This is a genomic window from Paraburkholderia rhizosphaerae (assembly GCF_004366595.1).
Lineage (GTDB): Bacteria > Pseudomonadota > Gammaproteobacteria > Burkholderiales > Burkholderiaceae > Paraburkholderia > Paraburkholderia rhizosphaerae.
On sequence record NZ_SORE01000012.1, the window covers coordinates 171502 to 190552 of the forward strand.

A 19051-nucleotide genomic window follows, 5' to 3' on the forward strand; every position below is an offset into this window, starting at 1 on the left:
CGCCGGTGTAATCGCCGGCTCAGTCGCCGGCTCAATCACCGGCTTAATCACCGGCTCAATCATCGGTTCCAGCCACCGGATCACCTAGGCTTCCGCTTGCGTGCATGCCGCCCCCGGGCATCGCGCAGCGCTGCGTCATCGCAAATTAAGCTTCCCGCCGAGAACCATCGCGTGAACTGCCGCACTGCCGACCGCCGCGCCGAACTTGCGCGCGACACGGTCGGTGATGCTTTCCTTCACCGTGTAATCGACGATATCGGGCGCCTTGATGATTTCGCGCGCGACATAGTCGGTGTCACCCAGGCCATCGGCGAGCCCCAGGTCGATGCTCTTCTGGCCGGTCCAGAACAGGCCTGAGAAAATATCCGGTGTTTCATGCAGGCGCTTGCCGCGCCCCTGACGCACCGCATCGATAAATTGCGCATGGATTTCATCGAGCATCTGCTGCGCATGCGCGTCCATCTTCGGCGTTTCAGGCGAGAACGGATCGAAAAAGCCCTTGTTTTCACCGGATGTATGCAGACGCCGCTGCACACCGAGCTTGTCCATCAGGCCAGTAAACCCAAAACCGTCCATCAGCACGCCGATCGAGCCGACGATGCTCGCCTTGTCGACATAGATCTTGTCCGCCGCCGCCGCCGCGTAATAGCCACCGGACGCGCACATATCGCCGACCACCACATACAGCGGAATCGACGGATGCTTGCTGCGCAGCCGGCGAATCTCGTTGTAGATGATGCCCGCCTGCACCGGACTGCCGCCAGGACTATTGCAACGCAGGATCACACCCGCGGTGCCCGCGTCCTCGAACGCGTCATCTAGCGCGGAGTTGATGTCCTCGGCGTTCGCATTGGTGTCCGCCGAAATCTCGCCGTCGAGCGTGATCAGCGCGGTATGGCGGCCGGTCGAGACATGGTCCCCGCTCAGATCGAAAACGCCCCAGCCGATGATGACGAGGACCGCGAGCCACACAAAACGAAAAAAGATGCGCCAGCGCCGCGCCGCACGTTGCTCGGTGATCGCGGCCAGCGCGATACGTTCGAGCGCGGCGCGCTCCCAGCCGGGCTCCCGGCTGGATTCGCGGCCAGGCGCGGGCTTGCGGTCGGCCGGTTCGTTGGAATCGGGAGTGAGATTGTCAGACATGCGTTGCCGCCAGCATTGATTGGAATGTTCGGGAGAGTGATCGACGCTACTTCAGCGCGCTTCGGGTGCGGCGCAAACCGGCCGAAGCTCATCGTCCGGCAGCCAGAAAACCGCCCGACCAGCGGGCGTTTCGCGCTCTTCGACCCGCACCGCGCGCAGCCTGCCGCCGCGGCACGGACCGCCGACGCATTTCCCCGTGTCCGGCGCGTAGATCGCACCGTGCGTCGAGCAGATCAAGTATAAGCCTGACGATTCGAAGAACTGACCTTCGACCCAGTCGAGCTCCATCGGCACGTGCGCACAGCGGTTCAGGTAACCGTATGCGATGCCATCGTAGCGCACGAAGAATACAACGACGTTACCGCCGCCATAGGTCGCGTCGCGCCGTACGCCCGCGCCGCCGTCGACGAGTTCGTCCGATGCGCAAATGCGCACCGATTCGACCGCTCCACTGCCCGCGCTCATCATGCGTGCTCGCGTAGCCAGTCGGACAGCGAGCCGATATTGTCAGCGATGAATTTCGGCGCGAACGGCGTCAGCGAGTCTGCCGGATGCGCGCCGTAAGCCACACCGACGCCGGCGACGCCCGCGTTCGCCGCCATCTGCAGATCGTGCGTGGTGTCACCGATCATCACCGTGCGAGCCGGATCCTGCCCCAGTTCGCGCGTCAGTTCGTGCAGCATCGCGGGATGTGGCTTCGAAAACGTCTCATCGGCGCAGCGGGTGCCGTCGAAGAGACTCGTGAGCCGCGCCTGATCGAGCGCGCGGTTCAGGCCGACGCGGCTCTTGCCGGTCGCGATGCCAAGCAGGTAACCGGTGTCGCGCAGTTCAACGAGCATTTCGCGCGCACCCGCGAAAAGCTCGGTAGTCGGATCTTTCACGAGGAAGTGGAACCGGTAGCGTTCGGCGAGGCGCGGGTAATCGGCCGGATCGAGCGTCGGCGCCGCGATGTGCAGCGCATCGCGCAGACCGAGACCGATCACGAAGCTCGCCGCCTCGGTGGCCGGCACCGGCAGCCCGAGATCGCGGCACGCGGCCTGAATGCTGCGCGCGATATGCGCGGTCGAATCCATCAGCGTGCCGTCCCAGTCGAAGACGATCAGATCAAATTGCTGTCGAGCCATGCGTGTGCGTCTCGTTATTTGAGGAAATCTGTCCGTTCAGTTCGGCCAACTGCTCGACGAAGCGCCGGCACTCGGCCGGCAGCGGCGCATCGAACTGCAACGTTTCGCCCGTCGCCGGATGCGTCAGCTTCAACCGGTGCGCGTGCAGGAACATACGTTTTAACCCCGGCACCGCGTTCGCGCGGGCGAGCGCTTTATTCAGCGCGAAATCGCCGTACTTCGCATCGCCGACGATCGGCAAGCCCAGATGCGCCAGATGGACGCGTATCTGATGGGTGCGCCCCGTTTTCAGTTCCGCTTCCATCAGCGCGTAGCCCGGCCAGCGGTCCACCAGATTAAACACCGTATGTGACGGCAGGCCGTCCGGCTGGACCCGCACGCGCCGCTCGCCATCCGGCAGCAAATATTTATGCAGCGGCTCCTTGACCGCACGGCGGCGGCCCCAGTCGCTCGCCCACTCGCCGTGCCCGCACGCGTAATAGCGCTTGTCGATCCGGTTCTCGCGAATCTGCTCATGCAGATCGACCAGCGCCGCGCGCTTTTTCGCGAGCATCAGCACGCCGGACGTCTCGCGGTCGAGCCGATGCACCAATTCGAGGAATTTTGCTTGCGGCCGCGCGGCGCGCAACTGCTCGATCACGCCGAACGCGACCCCGCTGCCGCCATGCACGGCGACGCCGGCCGGCTTGTCGATCACGAGCAGGTGCTCATCCTCATACAAAACTGTGAAATGCGCGGACGGAGGCGGCAGCGGTTTCGCGTCGGCCGCCGCATGCGCGATGCGAACCGGCGGCACCCGCACCAGATCGCCGTACGCAAGCCTGTACTGCGCATCGACCCTGCCCTTGTTCACCCGTACTTCCCCGCTGCGCAGAATTCGATAAATATGGCTTTTCGGCACACCTTTACAGATGCGCAACAAAAAATTATCGATCCGCTGACCGGCCGCGCTGTCGTCGATTTTGATCATCGACACTTGATCACTTGCGACCGGTTTCTGGGAAATTTTGCCTAACTCTTTCATTCTGAATATAATTTGCCCAGCAGTCTGAGGCGGGTGGTGGGTTCGACCGGCGCGATGAAACCGGCGTACTAGCCGAACCGCGGGCGGATTGCATAGGTGCAGGTGTTAAACCGACATTTTACTTGCGCCAGGGGCGGGTTGCTCACCCCGAAAATGAGATGCAACAAGTTGCACGCACGGAAGCCGTATCCGGCAGGGACAGCGCCCAGAGGCGCGTTCGGTCGGGACAGCTTCCGCGGTAACGGAATTTTGGTCAAAAAGAATTTGACTGGCGAGCCCCGGCATCGGGCAGTCGCTTACCGGCCTGACTTCGGGCCCGGACCTCGCGTTTGAACCTCCGGTTCGAACGCAGACTCTGGCGCCCGGTTCTGATTCCCGGTAGCGGTTCGATGCGAGGCGCGCCGGTGGCGAAAATACGGCGAGCGCCCCTGTCGTCCTGCGAAAAAGCAGGATTTGGCGACGTCAAAAATTCAGGCGAGACAGTTTCGAGCGGATATCGCGCTGCCAGCGAATCCCATGCTGCGCCAGACCGCAGCCTTCGCCCGTCCGGTCACGCGCCCAGTTGGCGCCCGGTGGGAATGGATGAAGGCGTATGCAGACGGTCGGCCGGGCTCATAGCGTGTCGTGCCGTTTTATTTGAAGCCGTGTTCGCATGTGCCCTGCGGCAGTCGTCCATTTCTTGCGGACGGCGCCCTCCTAAGGCAATTCTCCCGCCATGATTCCCGCTCCAGCGTGCTTGTGAAAACACAATAAGGCGCGGCTTGCCGCTGCCCGTCGTCCGGCGCTGAGGTTGCATCCGCAATCTTGTCGTTTGCCGGGCGCGGGCTATCGCAAAGCCGCTCTGGAGCCGTTCAATGAAACGCATGCTGTTCAATGCGACGCAGCAGGAAGAACTGCGCGTCGCCATCGTCGATGGGCAAAAACTCATCGATATCGACATCGAAACCGCCGGCCGCGAACAGCGCAAAGGCAACATCTATAAGGGCATCGTCACGCGCATCGAGCCGTCGCTCGAGGCCTGTTTCGTCAACTACGGCGAAGACCGCCACGGCTTCCTGCCGTTCAAGGAAGTCGCGCGCCAGTACTTCCGCGATGGCGTCGAGATGCGCTCCGCGCGCATCCAGGATGCATTGAAGGAAGGCCAGGAACTGATCGTTCAGGTCGAAAAGGAGGAGCGCGGCAACAAGGGCGCTGCGCTCACCACGTTTATCTCGCTGGCCGGCCGGTATCTGGTGCTGATGCCGAACAACCCGCGCGGCGGCGGCGTGTCGCGCCGTATCGAGGGCGACGACCGGCAGGAACTGCGCGAAACGATGGCACAGCTGCAATTGCCGGAAGGCATGAGCATCATCGCGCGCACGGCCGGGATCGGCCGCAGCGCAGAAGAGCTGCAGTGGGACCTGAACTACCTGATGCAACTGTGGCGCGCGATCGAGGCCGCGTCGCAAAGCGGTCAATCCGGCCAGCCGATGCTGATCTATCTCGAATCGAGCCTCGTGATCCGGGCGATTCGCGACTACTTCCAGCCGGATATCGGCGAAATCCTGATCGACACCACGGAAATCCATGACCAGGCGCGTGCCTTCATGGACATCGTGATGCCGGACAACGTCAGCAAGGTGAAGCGCTACCACGACGACGTGCCACTGTTCTCGCGCTTCCAGATCGAGCATCAGATCGAAACCGCGTACTCGCGCACGGTGCCGCTGCCGTCGGGCGGCGCGATCGTGATCGACCACACCGAGGCGCTGGTTGCGATCGACGTGAACTCGGCGCGCGCGACGAAGGGTGCCGACATCGAGGAAACGGCCGCACGCACCAACCTGGAAGCCGCCGACGAAGTCGCACGCCAGTTGCGCCTGCGCGACCTCGGCGGTCTGATCGTGATCGACTTCATCGATATGGAGTCGGCCAAGAGCCAGCGCGAAGTCGAGCAGCGCCTGAAAGATGCGCTGAAGCACGACCGCGCGCGCGTGCAGATGGGCAAAATCTCCCGCTTCGGCCTGATGGAACTGTCGCGCCAGCGGCTGCGCCCGGCGCTGTCGGAAGGCAGCCATGTGACCTGCCCGCGCTGTAACGGCACCGGGCATATCCGCGATACCGAATCGTCCGCGCTGCAAGTGCTGCGGATCATTCAGGAAGAAGCGATGAAGGAAAACACCGCGGCGATCCATTGCCAGGTGCCGGTCGAGGTCACCGCCTTCCTGCTGAACGAAAAGCGCTCGGAAATCAACAAGATCGAGTCGCGCTTCAAGGTCAACGTCGTGCTGGTGCCGAACAAGCACCTCGACACGCCGCACTACAAGCTCGAGCGTCTGCGTCATGACGATGCGCGCCTCGACGACCCGCGCGCGTCGTGGAAGATGGCCGAGGAAGCAGCCCGCGAGCTGGAGTCCGAAACCGGCTACAGCAAGCGCACCGAAGAAATCAAACCGAAGCAGGAAGCCGCGGTGAAGGGCATCACGCCGGAGAAACCGGCGCCGAGCGCCCCGGTACGCAGCACGGCGACGCCGGCGCCGGTCGCCGTCACGCCGGCTTCGGGCGGGTTTATCGGCTGGCTGAAGGGTTTGTTCGGCATGCAGCCGGCCGCTCCGGCGCCGGCCCCCACGCAGCCTGAGAAAGCCACGCGTCCGGCACGCGGCGAGCGCACCGAACGTGGCGAGCGCGGCGGCGAGCGCGGTGGTGACCGCAATCGCAATCGCCGCGGCGGCGCGGCGCGCGACACGGTCACACGTGGCGAAGGCGCGGCAGCCGGCAGCGGCGGTCGCACGGGGCAACAACCGCGGCGCGACGAACGCGACACTCGTGAAACGCGCGAAGCACGCGGCGGCCGCGATCGGGACACCCGCGAAGGACGTGAACCGCGCGAAAGCCGGGATCGCGATACCCGCGAAGGCCGCGACAACCGCGGCGAGCGTGCGGAACGCGCGGAACGTGGTCAGGACCGCTCGACCGAACGCGCCGACACGGCGGAAACCGGTGCTCGCGCCGAACGTCCGGAACGTGGCGAGCGTCAGGAGCGTCGCGAACGCCCGGATCGCGTCGAACGCGGCGAGCGCCGCCGGCAGCAGCAGGAGAACGCCGACGCGCTGAGCCAGACTGACGCGGACGTCTCTGCGCAGGCGCAAGCGAACCTGACGGGCGGCGCCGCGCCCGTCGACCAGGAAGTGGCGCGCGACGGGGAAGAACGCCGTCGCCGCCGCCGTGGCCGTCGCGGTGGCCGCCGTGAGCGCGAAGAAGAAGGCGTGAACGTGAACACCGCTGCGGACATGGCCGAAGCGGAAGGCGATGCAGCGAGCGTGCAGGCGGAAGCGCCCGTGCGCGCGCCGGAGCATACCGGTCGCCACGAAGTGCAGCAGCCGGCGGAAACGTCGGTGGAAGTGGTTGTCGCAGCGGTCGCGACCGAATCGCACGTGGTGACCGAGTTGCACGCAGCGGCTGAAACGCCGGCACTTGCCGCCGAAAAGGCCGCGACGGTCGACCATGTAGCGCCGGTTGCACAAGCGCCGGCAGCCGGCACGACGCCGGCTCAGCCACAGCCGTCGGTGGCGCAGGCGCCGGTTGCATCGACGACGCCGGCTGTGCAAACCCATACGGCATCCGCTGACGAATTCGGCACGCCGGCAACAGTTGCGCCGCAGATTCCTGCAGCAACGCCGGCAGCGGAACCGACGCCAGCGCTCGCCGTTCAGGCTGACGTCGAGCCGTCGAGGACCGATCTGCAGCGCGCCGCGGCGGCGCCGGCTAGCTTCGAACCGGTCGCCCAACCGCAGCCCGTGACACCGGCCGCCGAACCGGCGCCGCAAGCCGAAGCCCCGCGCACGGTAGCGTTTGAGACTGTTGAACCGGCAAAAACTGTCGAGCCGCAGCCTTACCCGGCCGCTGCACCGGAGGCCGTAGCGACTCCGGCTGAGGCGCCCGCTCCGGCGCCTGTCGCGACGCCGCAAGCCGCGCGTGCGAACGGCGTGCACACCGCAACCACGCGGCTGTCGCCGGAAGACCTGCAACCGATGCTGGCCAGCGCCGGCCTCGTCTGGGTCAACACGGACGCCGACAAGCTGCGCGCCGCGCAGGACGCCGCCGCGCAGGTCGTGCCGCCGGCACGCGTGCCGCGCGAGCGCAAGCCGCTGCCGCCGGTCGACACGACGCCGATGCAGCAGGTCGAAACGCTGAAGCACCCGCAATAACGCGGAACGCGGCCCGGCCGGAAACGGCCGGGCCGCGTGCGAACCGGCACGCAAAGCCCGCCCCTGATGGCGGGCTTTTTCACAATTGGCAGGCATAACCCGAATCGAGCGAAAACGGGCGTTCCGCTAGAATGGAGCACTGCATCTCAATAATCGAATCATGTCCCGACGCATCATTCCCTTGACCGACGTCAGCGCAGTGCCAGTCATTTCCGGCCCCGCGCAAGCGCCACGCGGTGAGCTGCGCGACACGCTGTCGCGGCCGCTGCGCGACCTGCGCATTTCGGTCACGGACCGCTGCAATTTCCGCTGCGTCTATTGCATGCCGCGTTCGGTATTCGACAAGGACTACCCGTTCCTGCCCCACAGCGCGCTGCTGACTTTCGAGGAAATCGAACGCGTCACGCGGCTTTTCGTCGCACAGGGCGTCGAGAAGATCCGGCTGACCGGCGGCGAACCGCTGCTGCGCAAAAACATCGAGTTCCTGATCGAGCGGCTCGCGAGCCTGAGCACGCCGGACGGCCGCCCGCTCGACCTGACGCTGACCACCAACGGCTCGCTGCTCGCCCGCAAGGCGCGCAGCCTGAAAGACGCGGGCCTAAAGCGCGTGACGGTGAGCCTCGATGCGCTCGACGACACGCTCTTTCGCAAGATGAACGACGCGGACTTCGCGGTCGACGACGTGCTCGCGGGCATCGACGTCGCGCAGTCGATCGGGCTTGCGCCGGTGAAGGTCAATATGGTCGTCAAGCGCGGTACGAACGATGGCGAAATCCTGCCGATGGCGCGCCACTTCAAAGGCAGCGGCGCGGTGCTGCGCTTTATCGAATACATGGATGTCGGCACGTCGAACGGCTGGAACATGGCCGAAGTGCTGCCGTCGGCGGACGTCGTCGCGCGTATCGGCGCGCACTTCCCGCTGACGCCGCTCGAGCCGCACAGCGCAGCCGAAACCGCGCAGCGCTGGGGTTACGCGGACGGTAGCGGCGAGCTCGGTGTGATCTCGAGCGTCACGCGCGCATTTTGCGGGACCTGTACGCGCGCGCGGCTGTCGACCGAAGGCAAAGTGTATCTGTGCCTGTTTGCGTCGAACGGCCATGACTTGCGCACGCTGCTGCGTAACGGCTCAAGCGACGACGAAATCGCCACCGCGATCGCGCATATCTGGGAAGCGCGCGCGGACCGTTATTCGCAGCTGCGCGGCAGTGCGCAGGCCCGCGCGGAAACGGCGGAGCGGCGCGTCGAAATGTCATATATCGGCGGCTAGCGGCAAAAGCACTTCGCGTACGCACACCGACGCGCCAAAGCACACGTTCTTTCACCCTCCCAACTCGCGCTCCCGATGCCGATCCTCACCGACCAGATCACTGGCCTGCTGCTCGCGGGCGGCCGCGGCATGCGCATGGGCGGTGTCGACAAAGGGCTGCAGATGCTGCGCGGCGAGCCGCTCGCGCTGCACGTGATCAAGCGCCTCGCGCCGCAAACCGGGCCGCTGCTGATCAGCGCGAACCGCAACGCCGAACGCTACGCCGCGCTCGGCGCACCATTTGGCGCGACCGTGATCGCCGACACGTTGCCCGATTTTCCTGGGCCGCTCGCGGGCATGCTGGCCGGCCTGCGCGCCGCCCGTACCGGCTTTATGCTGAGCGCACCGTGCGACACGCCCGCACTGCCCGCTGACCTCGCCGCGCGCCTCGCCGACGCACTCGACGCGGCGCAAGCCGATATCGCGACCGTCGCGACCGCGAACGCCCGCCACGAGGTGTCGATTCACCCGGTCTTCGCGCTGCTGCGCACGTCACTGGCCGACGACCTCGCTGTCTTTCTGCACGCGGGCGAGCGCAAGGTCCGCGCGTGGTACGCGCGCCACAGGACCGTCGAAGTCACTTTTGCCGATGAACGCGCGTTTTACAATGTCAATTCCTTGCAAGAACTGGCGGACCTCGAACGACACTAAAGGCAGCGGACACCCGCTTTCTGCTGTCTTCGCCGCAATCGCCCGGCGACCGACGAAACTGTACCCGGTCGCGACGTCTCCCCATTCATGACCACGTCCAACGAACTTTCCCGCTGCGTCGCGCAGTTCGATCCTCAAGCTTTGCCGGTTTCGGCCGCCCAGGCGATCGTGCGCCAATGGGCGACGCCGATCGCGGCGGCCGAGCGTGTCACGCTATCGGACGCGCTCGACCGCGTGCTGGCCGAAGACATCGTGTCGCCGATCGACGTGCCCGCCTACGACAACTCGGCGATGGACGGTTATGCGTTCGACGGCGCCGCGCTCACCAACGCGGCTGCGGCAGCCGACGGTTCGGTCACGCTGGCCATCGCCGGCAAGGCGCTGGCGGGCCATCCGTTCGCGGGCAGCATCACCGCGACGCAATGCGTGCGCGTGATGACCGGCGCGCTGATGCCCGCCGGCTGCGACACGGTGGTGCCGCAGGAACAGGTGGAAGCCGCCGACGACGGTCAATCGATCCGCTTCGCTGCCGGCGCGCTACGTAGCGGCTCGAACCGGCGCCGCGCGGCCGAAGACCTTGCACGCGGCGCGCCGGCGCTGCGCGCGGGGCGCATCGTACGGGCCTCGGACCTCGGCCTGCTCGCGTCGCTCGGTATCGGCGAAGTCGCGGTGCGCCGGCGCCTGCGCGTCGCATTCTTTTCGACCGGCGACGAATTGCGCTCGATCGGTCAGCCGCTCGACCCGGGCTGCGTATACGACAGCAACCGCTATACGCTGCTTGCGATGCTGCGCCGGCTGAACTTCGATGCGATCGATCTGGGCGTCGTGCGCGACGAACCCGCGGCGCTCGAGAAGGCGCTGCTCACCGCGGCGGCGAGCGCCGACGTGATCCTCACGTCGGGCGGCGTATCGGTCGGCGAGGCGGACCTGACGAAACACCTGTCGCGCGCACTCGGCGATGTCGCCTTCTGGAGCCTCGCGATGCGTCCCGGCCGGCCGATGGCGTTCGGCCGGGTGTGGTCCGGCGGGCGCGCCGGCGTCGGCGAGCCAGCGCTATTCTTCGGCTTGCCCGGCAACCCGGTCGCGGTGATGGTGACGTTCTATCAGATCGTGCGCGATGCACTGCTGATCATGGCCGGCGCCACGTTGCAGCCCGCGCCGGTGTTGCACGCGAAGTCAGCCACGTCGATTCGCAAGCGTCCCGGCCGCACCGAGTTTCAGCGCGGCACGGCGCGGCGTGGCGCGGATGGCCGCTGGCAGGTCACGCCGACCGGCTCGCAAGGTTCCGGCGTGCTCAGCTCGATGAGCGAAGCGAACTGCTTTATCGTGCTCGCGCATGACCAGGCCGACGTCGACGCGGGCGACACTGTCGAAATCATGCTGTTTGACGGTTTAATTTGACCACGCGCGCGTTCGCATAACGATTCGTTACGGCGGAAAATATCGCGCGCAAAAACCAGGCTTTCACCATTGCTCACTACGCGACTCACGGGTACGACCTCAATGAAAAAACAGATCTCGTTCATCGCACCGGGACAAACCGCCAAAGCGCTGATCCTCGTGTACCTGACGTTCAGCGTGCCGATCGTGCTGCTCGGTGTGCTGGTTGCTTTCTTCCGCTACGGCTCGGTCGAGTTCAGCACTGTGTTCAGCGCGCTGCTGCTCAACGCGATCCTCGGCTTCGTGCTGCTGTGGATTGCCTGTCATGCGTACAACTGGGTCGCATCCCGCTTCGGCGGCATTGAGATACAGCTGAGCGACGTGCCGGAGGAAGCCTGATGGCGTCGGCAATCCGTGCCGCGACGCCGGCCGATGTCGGCGCGATGCTCGCGCTGATGCACGAGCTGGCGGAGTACGAAAAGCTCACGCACCTGTTCGTCGCGACTGAAACGGATGTGCGCGATGCATTGTTCGGTGCGCGTCCGTCGGCGGAAGCGCTGGTCGCCGAAAGCGACGGCCGAATCGTCGGCTATGCGCTCTTCTTCCACAACTACTCGACGTTCCTTGGCCGCCGCGGACTTTATCTCGAAGACGTGTACGTGCAGCCGTCGCAACGCGGCAGCGGCCTCGGCTCGGCGATGCTGCGGCATCTCGCGGCACTCGCGGTCGAACGGCAGTGCGGGCGCTTCGAATGGTCGGTGCTCGACTGGAATCAGACGGCGATCGACTTCTACGAGAGATTGGGCGCAACCGTGCTGCCTGACTGGCGCATCGTGCGCATCACTGGGGACGCGCTCGAGCAACTCGCGGCGGGTCGCGGTAGCAGTAGCAGTAGCGGCGCCCGATAAGCGCGGCGGGGTTTCAGTGACGGGGCGACGTGCGGGTTGCCGTCGGTGTCGGCTCCCCCACGCGTTGCCCGGTTTGCTCAGGGCTCGTCTGCGTCCGAGCCCGATAACGCATCGCCGAGCAGTTCGCGCGCCTCCTCACCCGGCAACGCTTCGACGTCGCGTAGTTTGCGATTCATTGCGCGTGTACGCACTTCCGCCTTTTCGATCGAACGCGTGACCGTTTCGAGTTGTGCCTTGGTCTTCGCGAGCACATCGCCGAACTGGCCGAACTCGGTCTTCACCGCGCCGAGCACTTGCCATACTTCACTCGAGCGCTGCTCGATCGCGAGCGTGCGAAAGCCCATCTGCAGGCTATTCAGCAATGCGGTCAAGGTCGTCGGACCGGCGACCGTCACGCGGTAGTCGCGCTGCAGCAGGTCGGTCAGACCCGGCCGGCGCAACACTTCCGCGTAGAGCCCTTCGGTCGGCAGGAATAACAGCGCGAAATCGGTCGTGTGCGGTGGCGCGATGTACTTCTCAGCAATCGTGCGCGCCTCGCCGCGAATGCGCGCTTCGAGTGCACGCGACGCCTCTTCGACCGCCACCGGGTCCACGCGCTCCTGCGCTTCGATCAGCCGCTCGTAGTCTTCTCGCGGAAATTTTGCGTCGATCGGCAGCCACACCGGCTCGGCCACGCCGTCCATCGACGGCTTGCCAGGCAGCCTGATCGCGAACTCGACGCGCTCCGCGCTCTTCGGTTTCGTCGCGACGTTCTTCGCAAACTGGTCGGCAGTCAACATCTGCTCGAGCAACGCTTCGAGTTGCACTTCGCCCCATGTGCCACGCGTCTTCACGTTGGTCAGCACCTTCTTCAGGTCGCCGACGCCGGCCGCGAGCGTCTGCATTTCGCCGAGCCCGCGATGCACCTGTTCAAGGCGCTCGGATACGAGCTTGAACGATTCGCCAAGACGCTGCTCGAGCGTCGCATGCAGTTTTTCGTCGACGGTGCGGCGCATCTCTTCGAGCTTCGTCGCGTTGTTCGCTTCGATATCCTTCAGACGCTGCTCGATCGTCGCGCGCACTTCGGCAAAGCGCCGATCGTTCGCTTCGGTCATCTGCGCGAGTTGCTGCGTGAGCGTATCGCCGAACCGCTTCAACGTGACGCCCTGCTCGTCGCGCGCCTGCAGGGCCTGCAATTGCAGGCTCTGACGCACCGCGTCGAGCTGCTGCGCATTGGTTTCGGTCAGCTTCACGAGTTGCTGCGCGAAGCCATCGATCTTCCCGCTTTGCACGCTGGTCATGCTCGTGAATTGCGCGGCAAGCGTCTGCTGGAACTGCGAGAAACCGCCCGATAGCTCGGTGCGCGACACGCGCGCCGTTTCAGTGATGTCATTGCGCAACTCGCGCTCAAGACGTTCGAATTCACGCGCCTGCGCATCGGCGCTCGACGCGATGCGACCGCCCAGCTCATCGAAACGTTCGTCATTGCGTCCCCGTGCGCCGACGCGCGTCAGCGCGATCAGCGCAACCACGAGCGCTATCGCCAGAACGACGTCGACCGCCAGGAGTGCGGCGATCATGAACGCGCCTTCCCGATTACGTCAGGATTGATCGGATTCGGTGGACGCCCGGCACGCGGCCCTGCGCCGAGACCGGCGATCAGATTGTCCGCGGCAAGATTGGCCATCGCGCGGCGCGTTGACTCGGTCGCGCTGGCGATGTGCGGCGTCAGCACGACGTTCGGTACGGTCAGCAGCGCCGGGTTCACGCTCGGCTCGCCTTCGAACACATCGAGGCCCGCGGCCGCGATGCGCTTTTCGCGCAGCGCGACGGCCAACGCCGCGTCGTCGACGATGCCGCCGCGCGCGATATTGGTCAGCGTCGCGGTCGGCTTCATCAGCGCGAGTTCGGCCGCGCCGATCGTGTGATGACTATCGGCGCTGTACGGCAGCACGAGTACGACATGATCGGCGCGCTTGAGCAGTTCTTCCTTCGACACGTATTGCGCGTTCAATTCCGCTTCGATCTGCGCCGTGACACGGGAACGGTTGTGGTAAATCACCTGCATGTTGAAGCCGCGCGCGCGGCGCGCGATCGCCTGGCCGATGCGGCCCATGCCGATCACACCGAGCGTCGAGCCATACACGTCGGCGCCGAGGAAGCTGTCGTATCCCCACTTCTTCCAATGGCCGGCGCGCAGCCAGTGCTCCGATTCGGCGATGCGGCGCGCGGTGGCCATCATCAACGCCCAGCCGAAATCGGCGGTCGTTTCGTTGAGTACGTCCGGTGTATTGGTGCCGAGCACGTTCGCCGCATTGAAGGCGGCCATATCGAAGTTGTTGTAACCGACTGCCATATTCGACACGACGCGCAAACGCGGCGCGGCCGCGAACGTCGCCGCGCCGATCGGCTCGCCGGCCGTCAGCGCGCCGTCCTTGTCGGCGAGACGCGCGAGCAGCGCGTCGTTGCCCAGCACGTCGCCGTTATTCCAGTCGACGTCGAAGTACTGCTTGAGCCGCTCGATTACATCCGGAAAGATCGGACGTGCGACCAGGATCTTTTGCATTGCCATTCTCCGAGTTACGCGCCACACCGTTGCCCAGCTTGCCGAACGATGGGCGCTGCCAGCCGCTTCAGAAAAACAACCACGTCGTCGCGATAAACAGCGGTATCAGCACGATGCCCGACCATGCGAGGTACGCAAAGAAGCTGGGCATCCGCACACCGCGCGATTCGGCGATCGCTCTCACCATAAAATTGGGCGCATTGCCGATGTAGCTGTTCGCGCCCATGAACACCGAGCCGGCCGAGATCGCCGTGAGCGTCGATGCGCCGGTCGTCATCAGGTGCTGCGCATCGCCGCCGGCCAGATTGAAGAACACGAGGTAGGTCGGCGCATTGTCGAGAAACGACGACAGCAAGCCGGTCGCCCAGAAGTACATCGCATCGCGCGGCTGGCCCGACTCATCATGAATCAGATGCACGAGCCGCGCGAACGCGCCCGTCTCTCCCGCGCGCAGCATCATGATGACCGGCGCGATCGTCACGAAGATGCCCGCGAACAGCTTCGCGACTTCGACGATCGGCGCCCAGTTGAACGCATTAGCCTTGCGCGCCGAACGTGGCGTAAGCGCAAGCGACGCCAGCGCGATCACGACGAGCGCAGCATCGCGCACCGCGTTTTGCAGTTCGACGCGCGCGCCGAACAGATGCCATTCGATGCCGGGCCGCCAGAGACCGCTCATCAGCACCAGCGCGACCACCGCGGCCAGTAGCACGAAGTTGATCTTGCCGTCGATGAAGAATAAGCGAGAATCCGGCGTCGGGTCGAGGAACGGCGCGCGCACTTCACGGCTGCGGCGGAAATAGTAAGCATCGAGCACGTAGAACACCGCCAGCAGCACCACGCAGTTGAAAAGCATCGGCCGCGCGAGATGCACGGTGGTCCAGAAAAAGCTGACGCCGTTCAGAAAGCCCAGGAAAAGCGGCGGATCGCCAAGCGGCGACAGCGCGCCGCCCACATTCGCGACCAGAAAAATAAAGAACACCACGACATGCGCGGCATGCTTGCGGTTATCGTTCGCGCGCAACAACGGGCGAATCAGCAGCATTGCGGCGCCGGTCGTTCCCATGATGCTCGCGAGCAATGTACCGAGCGCGAGAAGCCCGGTGTTCAGCGCCGCGGAACCATGCAGATTGCCGTTGATGCTCACTCCGCCCGCGACGATATAAAGCGTTGTGAGCAGCACGATGAACGGCAAGTACTCTTCGAACAGCGCATGCATCAGCGTGCCGAATGCGGTCGTGGCGCCGAACGCAAACGCAAATGGCACGAGCAGCGCCAGCGCCCATCCTGCGGAAATCTTGCCCTGGTGGTGATGCCAGAGCGCAGGCGTGATGAGCGGAAAAACCGCAATTGACAGCAGCATGCACGCGAACGGCACGCCCCACCACGCGGACAGCGCCGCACCGTCGACGCTCGCCGCGCACGCAAGCTGCGGCCATAGCACCAGCGCCGCGGCACCCACGATGCCACGCAGAACCGGCGCGGCAGCGCGCACGGCACGCAAAGATGCGATCAGCTGCACAAGCAGCACAGGCAAGGCGGCGGGCAAGGCGGGATTCGTGAGATGAGCGGGATGGATGAATAAACGAACGAACGGATACGCGACAGCGACGCGCGTCGTGAACGGATGCTTACGCGCCACGCACGATAATCGCGTGCACGCGATACGGCCCATGCGCGCCCAACACCAGCGACTGCTCGATATCGGCGGTACGCGACGGCCCGGACACGAAGTTCGACGCACGCGGCAGCTCGCCGCGTTCGCTGCGAATCAGGTCGAATGCATCTTCGTGGCAACCGACGATGCGCGATGCGGGCACGATTGCGATATGCGTTTCGGGCAGCAGCGCAGCCGACGCGTAAGTTTCCGGCCCTGACAGCAGAACCAGCGTTCCGCTTTCCGCGATCGCGCAGAAGCACCCGGTGAACCCGACCTTGTCGGTATCGTGCGGCTTGCGGAATTCGACGGAAAGACCCGCGTCGGCCCATGCGAACCCTTGCAGCGTCTGCCACGCGATAGCCTGCACCGGCAGAGCCTTCTCGGACAGGTAGCGACGAGCAGCAGCGGGAACGTCGGTCAGCGCATCGACGGTGTCGACTGTCGAAGCCATCTGGATCGCACGCTCGGCAAAATGGCCGACGAGGTCGTCCGGCAACGGCGGCCGAGGACCGCGCGGATGACTTTCCATATAACTTTGCGCCGCATCGCGCTCGCCGGCGGTCGGTTCGGGCCCGCGACCCTGCGCCGCGCGAATGCGCGCGAGGATGTTGTTGCGGGCGGCGGAGGTATCCATGAGCGAAGTCCCGGTATCGTTGCTGGTGCGATGAAGCGACATCTGACGAATTATACCGGCCGGTCATTGCGCGTCACCCTGGCCGTTTGGCCGATTCACACGCGGCAGGCCGCGTTTTATTCTGCTCGTGACGCGTCACCGTACAAGCAGGTCGCGCGTAGCGGTTCGTGCCAGCCGCGTGCGCGATATCAGCGGCCGCTCACTTGCCGCTTTCAGCTTCTTCGTCAATCGGCTGCGAAATGTTGAACACCTGCCGCAGGTACGCGAGATACGCCTTGTCGTCGCACATGTTCTTGCCCGGCGAATCGGACAGTTTCGCAACCGGCTGGCCATTGCAGCGAACCATCTTGATCACGATCTGCAGCGGCTTGTAGCCCAGATCGTTGGTCAGGTTCGTGCCGACGCCGAACGCGAGCCTGCAGCGGCCGCGAAAACGCTCGTAGAGCTGCAGCACCTTCGGAATATCGAGCGCGTCGGAGAACACCAGCACCTTCGTGCGCGGGTCGCAGCGGTTGTCCTCGTAGTGCTTTAGCAGTCGCTCGCCCCAATCGAACGGGTCGCCGGAATCGTGGCGCGCGCCGTCGAAGAGCTTGCAGAAGTACATGTCGAAATCGCGCAGAAACGCCTGCATGCCGTACACGTCGGAGAGCGCAATACCGAGGTCGCCGCGATACTCCTTCGCCCACATCTCGAAGCCGTAGATCTGCGAGTCGCGCAAACGCGGGCCTAGCGCCTGGCACGCCTGCAGGTACTCGTGCGCCATCGTGCCGAGCGGCGTCAGGCCGTGCTTCATCGCGTACCAGACGTTGCTCGTACCGGCAAACTGCTCGCCGAGCCCGTCTTTCAGCGCGAGCAGGATTTCCTCGTGCCACTGTTTCGAAAAGCGGCGGCGCGTGCCGTAGTCGGCGATCTTGCAGTCGGCGAACTCGGGCTTTGCGCCGAGCAGCGCCATCTTGCCCTTCAGCCGCTCGCGGCCTTCGACGTAGTCCGGTTGTTGCTGCGTGTTGCGGAAATACACTTCATTGACGATCGCGAGCACCGGCACTTCGAAGAGGATCGTATGCAGCCATGGGCCGTTGATCACAATCTCGATTTCACCGTTGCCCTTTGCGGACGGTGTGATCGAAATGGTCTTCTCGTTCAGATGAAAGAGCGCGAGGAAGTCGATGAAGTCGCCCTTCAGGAAGCGCATCCGGCGCAGGTAGTCGAGTTCATCTTCGGTGAAGCGCAGCTTGCAGAGCTTGCGCACTTCGTCGCGAATCTCGTCGACGTACGGCACGAGATCGATGTTCGGCGTGCGGCAGCGGAACCGGTACTCGACGCTAGCCGCCGGGAAATGGTGCAGCACGACCTGCATCATTGTGAACTTGTACAGGTCGGTATCGAGCAGCGAAGTGATGATCATGTTCGGGCGGGCTGGACGCGAGCAAACGGGAAAACGCGGGCTCAGTGTATTCGAATGTGAAACCGCGCCGCTGGCGCAGGCAAGCCGGATGTTACCCGAATGAGCGCGGAGCGCGCGTCCGGCAAAGCCGCGCGCGGCTCGCCGGTTGCGGTCTGCCTCGCCCGTGCCATACGGCTTTGCGCGGCCCATAAACTAATCACGAAACGATATAAAAGCGTCGAAGCTATGCCACATGCGCTAGTTGGCGTTACGTTACAATAGCTTTTTTGGCGTTTTGCCATCCCCAATATCCCCCATACCGCTACCGTTCCTGGAGTTGCCTGAATGACTCACGTTGTGACCGAAAGCTGCATCAAGTGCCGCTATACCGACTGCGTCGATGTGTGCCCGGTGGACTGCTTTCGCGAAGGTCCCAACTTCCTCGCGATCGACCCGGACGAGTGCATCGATTGTGCGGTGTGCGTGGCCGAGTGCCCGGTGAACGCGATTTACGCTGAAGAAGACGTGCCTTCCGACCAGCAGCATTTCACGCCGCTCAATGCGGAGCTGGCGAAGGGTTGGCCGAGCATCACGAAAACCAAGGCGCCGCTGCCCGAAGCCGACGACTTCAAGGATGTGAAGGAAAAGCTCGCGCTGCTCGAGCGTTGATCCGTCGCCGTCGGTTGGTCCGTAGTCCGGCGGCGTCATCAGATCGACATCGGGACGTGCCGGCGAAATGTCATCGAGATGACCGGTCTAAACCGCGTCGCTATTGACAGGTCCCATAGCACCTCATACAATTTCGCTTCTCTGCTGTTTGTTGTTCCCCGATAGCTCAGTCGGTAGAGCGCCGGACTGTTAATCCGTAGGTCCCTGGTTCGAGCCCAGGTCGGGGAGCCAAGAATTGCAAAGGCCCGTTCTCTAACGGGCTTTTTTATGTACTGAATAGTTCGAACGTGGGCAGGCACCCTGCTGCGCCTGCGTCGAGTTTTACCCTGTAGTGGTTCCTCTACAGGTCCCCGATAGCTCAGTCGGTAGAGCGCCGGACTGTTAATCCGTAGGTCCCTGGTTCGAGCCCAGGTCGGGGAGCCAAACTCAAGGGCTG

General features: G+C 64.4%; 16 protein-coding genes and 2 tRNA genes. 9 read left to right on the forward strand and 9 right to left on the reverse strand.

Features of this window, described 5'->3' with window-relative positions; translation table 11 throughout:
- Window positions 1-135 precede the first annotated feature (135 nt).
- Genes BX592_RS17580 through BX592_RS17595 form a run of 4 tightly spaced genes read right to left on the reverse strand, consistent with a single transcriptional unit; the run spans window position 136 to window position 3291 of the window.
- A complete protein-coding gene (locus tag BX592_RS17580) occupies window positions 136-1143 on the reverse strand; it encodes a S49 family peptidase (protein WP_134193082.1) in 1008 nt (335 codons plus the stop codon).
- 51 nt (window positions 1144-1194) lie between these two features.
- Window positions 1195-1611 carry a Rieske (2Fe-2S) protein gene (locus BX592_RS17585; protein WP_134193083.1) on the reverse strand — a complete coding sequence of 139 codons (417 nt, stop codon included), beginning with the start codon at window positions 1609-1611 and terminating at the stop codon, window positions 1195-1197.
- Window positions 1608-2267, reverse strand: coding sequence for an HAD-IA family hydrolase (locus BX592_RS17590; protein ID WP_134193084.1), 660 nt, complete (start codon window positions 2265-2267; stop codon window positions 1608-1610). Before BX592_RS17590 ends, BX592_RS17585 begins: the two co-directional genes overlap by 4 nt.
- Window positions 2248-3291 carry an RluA family pseudouridine synthase gene (locus BX592_RS17595; RefSeq protein ID WP_134193085.1) on the reverse strand — a complete coding sequence of 348 codons (1044 nt, stop codon included), beginning with the start codon at window positions 3289-3291 and terminating at the stop codon, window positions 2248-2250. Before BX592_RS17595 ends, BX592_RS17590 begins: the two co-directional genes overlap by 20 nt.
- An 854-nt stretch (window positions 3292-4145) precedes the next feature.
- Between BX592_RS17595 and BX592_RS17600 the strand changes: the two genes are divergently transcribed.
- From BX592_RS17600 to BX592_RS17625, 6 genes are all read left to right on the forward strand, one after another.
- Entirely contained in the window at window positions 4146-7478 is a 3333-nt protein-coding gene (locus BX592_RS17600) for an Rne/Rng family ribonuclease (protein ID WP_134193086.1), read from the forward strand.
- Between the two features lie 160 nt (window positions 7479-7638).
- Complete coding sequence (gene moaA / locus BX592_RS17605) at window positions 7639-8745, forward strand: GTP 3',8-cyclase MoaA (protein WP_134193087.1); 1107 nt, start codon at window positions 7639-7641, stop codon at window positions 8743-8745.
- Window positions 8746-8820: 75 nt separating this feature from the next.
- The gene (gene mobA, locus BX592_RS17610; RefSeq protein ID WP_134193088.1) at window positions 8821-9435 is read left to right on the forward strand and encodes a molybdenum cofactor guanylyltransferase MobA; all 615 of its coding nucleotides are present in this window, start codon (window positions 8821-8823) and stop codon (window positions 9433-9435) included.
- 87 nt (window positions 9436-9522) lie between these two features.
- Window positions 9523-10836: a molybdopterin molybdotransferase MoeA gene (gene moeA / locus BX592_RS17615; protein WP_134193089.1), complete on the forward strand. Its 1314-nt coding sequence runs from the start codon at window positions 9523-9525 to the stop codon at window positions 10834-10836.
- Window positions 10837-10938: 102 nt separating this feature from the next.
- Window positions 10939-11214, forward strand: coding sequence for a hypothetical protein (locus tag BX592_RS17620; protein WP_134193090.1), 276 nt, complete (start codon window positions 10939-10941; stop codon window positions 11212-11214).
- On the forward strand, window positions 11214-11723 hold the full coding sequence (locus BX592_RS17625) for a GNAT family N-acetyltransferase (protein WP_134193091.1): 510 nt from the start codon (window positions 11214-11216) through the stop codon (window positions 11721-11723). Before BX592_RS17620 ends, BX592_RS17625 begins: the two co-directional genes overlap by 1 nt.
- A gap of 77 nt (window positions 11724-11800) precedes the next feature.
- On the opposite strand, the gene BX592_RS17630 is transcribed toward BX592_RS17625, so the two are convergent.
- The 5 genes from BX592_RS17630 to pncB all read right to left on the reverse strand — a co-directional run bounded on the left by BX592_RS17630 (window position 11801) and on the right by pncB (window position 17967).
- Window positions 11801-13282 (reverse strand): DNA recombination protein RmuC, encoded by a 1482-nt coding sequence (locus BX592_RS17630; protein ID WP_134193092.1) that lies wholly within the window; start codon window positions 13280-13282, stop codon window positions 11801-11803.
- Window positions 13279-14268 carry a 2-hydroxyacid dehydrogenase gene (locus BX592_RS17635; protein ID WP_134193093.1) on the reverse strand — a complete coding sequence of 330 codons (990 nt, stop codon included), beginning with the start codon at window positions 14266-14268 and terminating at the stop codon, window positions 13279-13281. The genes BX592_RS17630 and BX592_RS17635 overlap by 4 nt, the downstream gene beginning before the upstream one ends.
- Before the next feature lie 67 nt (window positions 14269-14335).
- Window positions 14336-15763, reverse strand: coding sequence for a sodium:proton antiporter (locus tag BX592_RS17640; RefSeq protein WP_377681519.1), 1428 nt, complete (start codon window positions 15761-15763; stop codon window positions 14336-14338).
- A 136-nt stretch (window positions 15764-15899) separates the two neighbouring features.
- Window positions 15900-16562, reverse strand: coding sequence for a LutC/YkgG family protein (locus tag BX592_RS17645; RefSeq protein WP_134193095.1), 663 nt, complete (start codon window positions 16560-16562; stop codon window positions 15900-15902).
- 199 nt (window positions 16563-16761) lie between these two features.
- A complete protein-coding gene (pncB, locus tag BX592_RS17650; RefSeq protein ID WP_134193096.1) occupies window positions 16762-17967 on the reverse strand; it encodes a nicotinate phosphoribosyltransferase in 1206 nt (401 codons plus the stop codon).
- A 324-nt stretch (window positions 17968-18291) separates the two neighbouring features.
- Between pncB and fdxA the strand changes: the two genes are divergently transcribed.
- The 3 genes from fdxA to BX592_RS17670 all read left to right on the forward strand — a co-directional run bounded on the left by fdxA (window position 18292) and on the right by BX592_RS17670 (window position 19038).
- The gene (gene fdxA, locus BX592_RS17660; RefSeq protein WP_134193097.1) at window positions 18292-18615 is read left to right on the forward strand and encodes a ferredoxin FdxA; all 324 of its coding nucleotides are present in this window, start codon (window positions 18292-18294) and stop codon (window positions 18613-18615) included.
- Window positions 18616-18770: 155 nt separating this feature from the next.
- Window positions 18771-18846 (forward strand) — tRNA-Asn (locus tag BX592_RS17665).
- Between the two features lie 116 nt (window positions 18847-18962).
- A tRNA-Asn gene (locus tag BX592_RS17670) sits at window positions 18963-19038 on the forward strand.
- Window positions 19039-19051: the final 13 nt, after the last annotated feature.

Coding starts and splice junctions, on each gene's coding strand:
- BX592_RS17590 (WP_134193084.1), bottom strand. CDS start 2,267: ATGGCTCGACAGCAATTTGATCTGATCGTCTTCGACTGGGACGGCACG.
- moaA (WP_134193087.1), top strand. CDS start 7,639: ATGTCCCGACGCATCATTCCCTTGACCGACGTCAGCGCAGTGCCAGTC.
- BX592_RS17630 (WP_134193092.1), bottom strand. CDS start 13,282: ATGATCGCCGCACTCCTGGCGGTCGACGTCGTTCTGGCGATAGCGCTC.
- BX592_RS17625 (WP_134193091.1), top strand. CDS start 11,214: ATGGCGTCGGCAATCCGTGCCGCGACGCCGGCCGATGTCGGCGCGATG.
- BX592_RS17645 (WP_134193095.1), bottom strand. CDS start 16,562: ATGGATACCTCCGCCGCCCGCAACAACATCCTCGCGCGCATTCGCGCG.
- BX592_RS17580 (WP_134193082.1), bottom strand. CDS start 1,143: ATGTCTGACAATCTCACTCCCGATTCCAACGAACCGGCCGACCGCAAG.
- mobA (WP_134193088.1), top strand. CDS start 8,821: ATGCCGATCCTCACCGACCAGATCACTGGCCTGCTGCTCGCGGGCGGC.
- BX592_RS17600 (WP_134193086.1), top strand. CDS start 4,146: ATGAAACGCATGCTGTTCAATGCGACGCAGCAGGAAGAACTGCGCGTC.
- pncB (WP_134193096.1), bottom strand. CDS start 17,967: ATGATCATCACTTCGCTGCTCGATACCGACCTGTACAAGTTCACAATG.
- moeA (WP_134193089.1), top strand. CDS start 9,523: ATGACCACGTCCAACGAACTTTCCCGCTGCGTCGCGCAGTTCGATCCT.
- BX592_RS17635 (WP_134193093.1), bottom strand. CDS start 14,268: ATGCAAAAGATCCTGGTCGCACGTCCGATCTTTCCGGATGTAATCGAG.
- BX592_RS17595 (WP_134193085.1), bottom strand. CDS start 3,291: ATGAAAGAGTTAGGCAAAATTTCCCAGAAACCGGTCGCAAGTGATCAA.
- BX592_RS17585 (WP_134193083.1), bottom strand. CDS start 1,611: ATGATGAGCGCGGGCAGTGGAGCGGTCGAATCGGTGCGCATTTGCGCA.
- fdxA (WP_134193097.1), top strand. CDS start 18,292: ATGACTCACGTTGTGACCGAAAGCTGCATCAAGTGCCGCTATACCGAC.
- BX592_RS17620 (WP_134193090.1), top strand. CDS start 10,939: ATGAAAAAACAGATCTCGTTCATCGCACCGGGACAAACCGCCAAAGCG.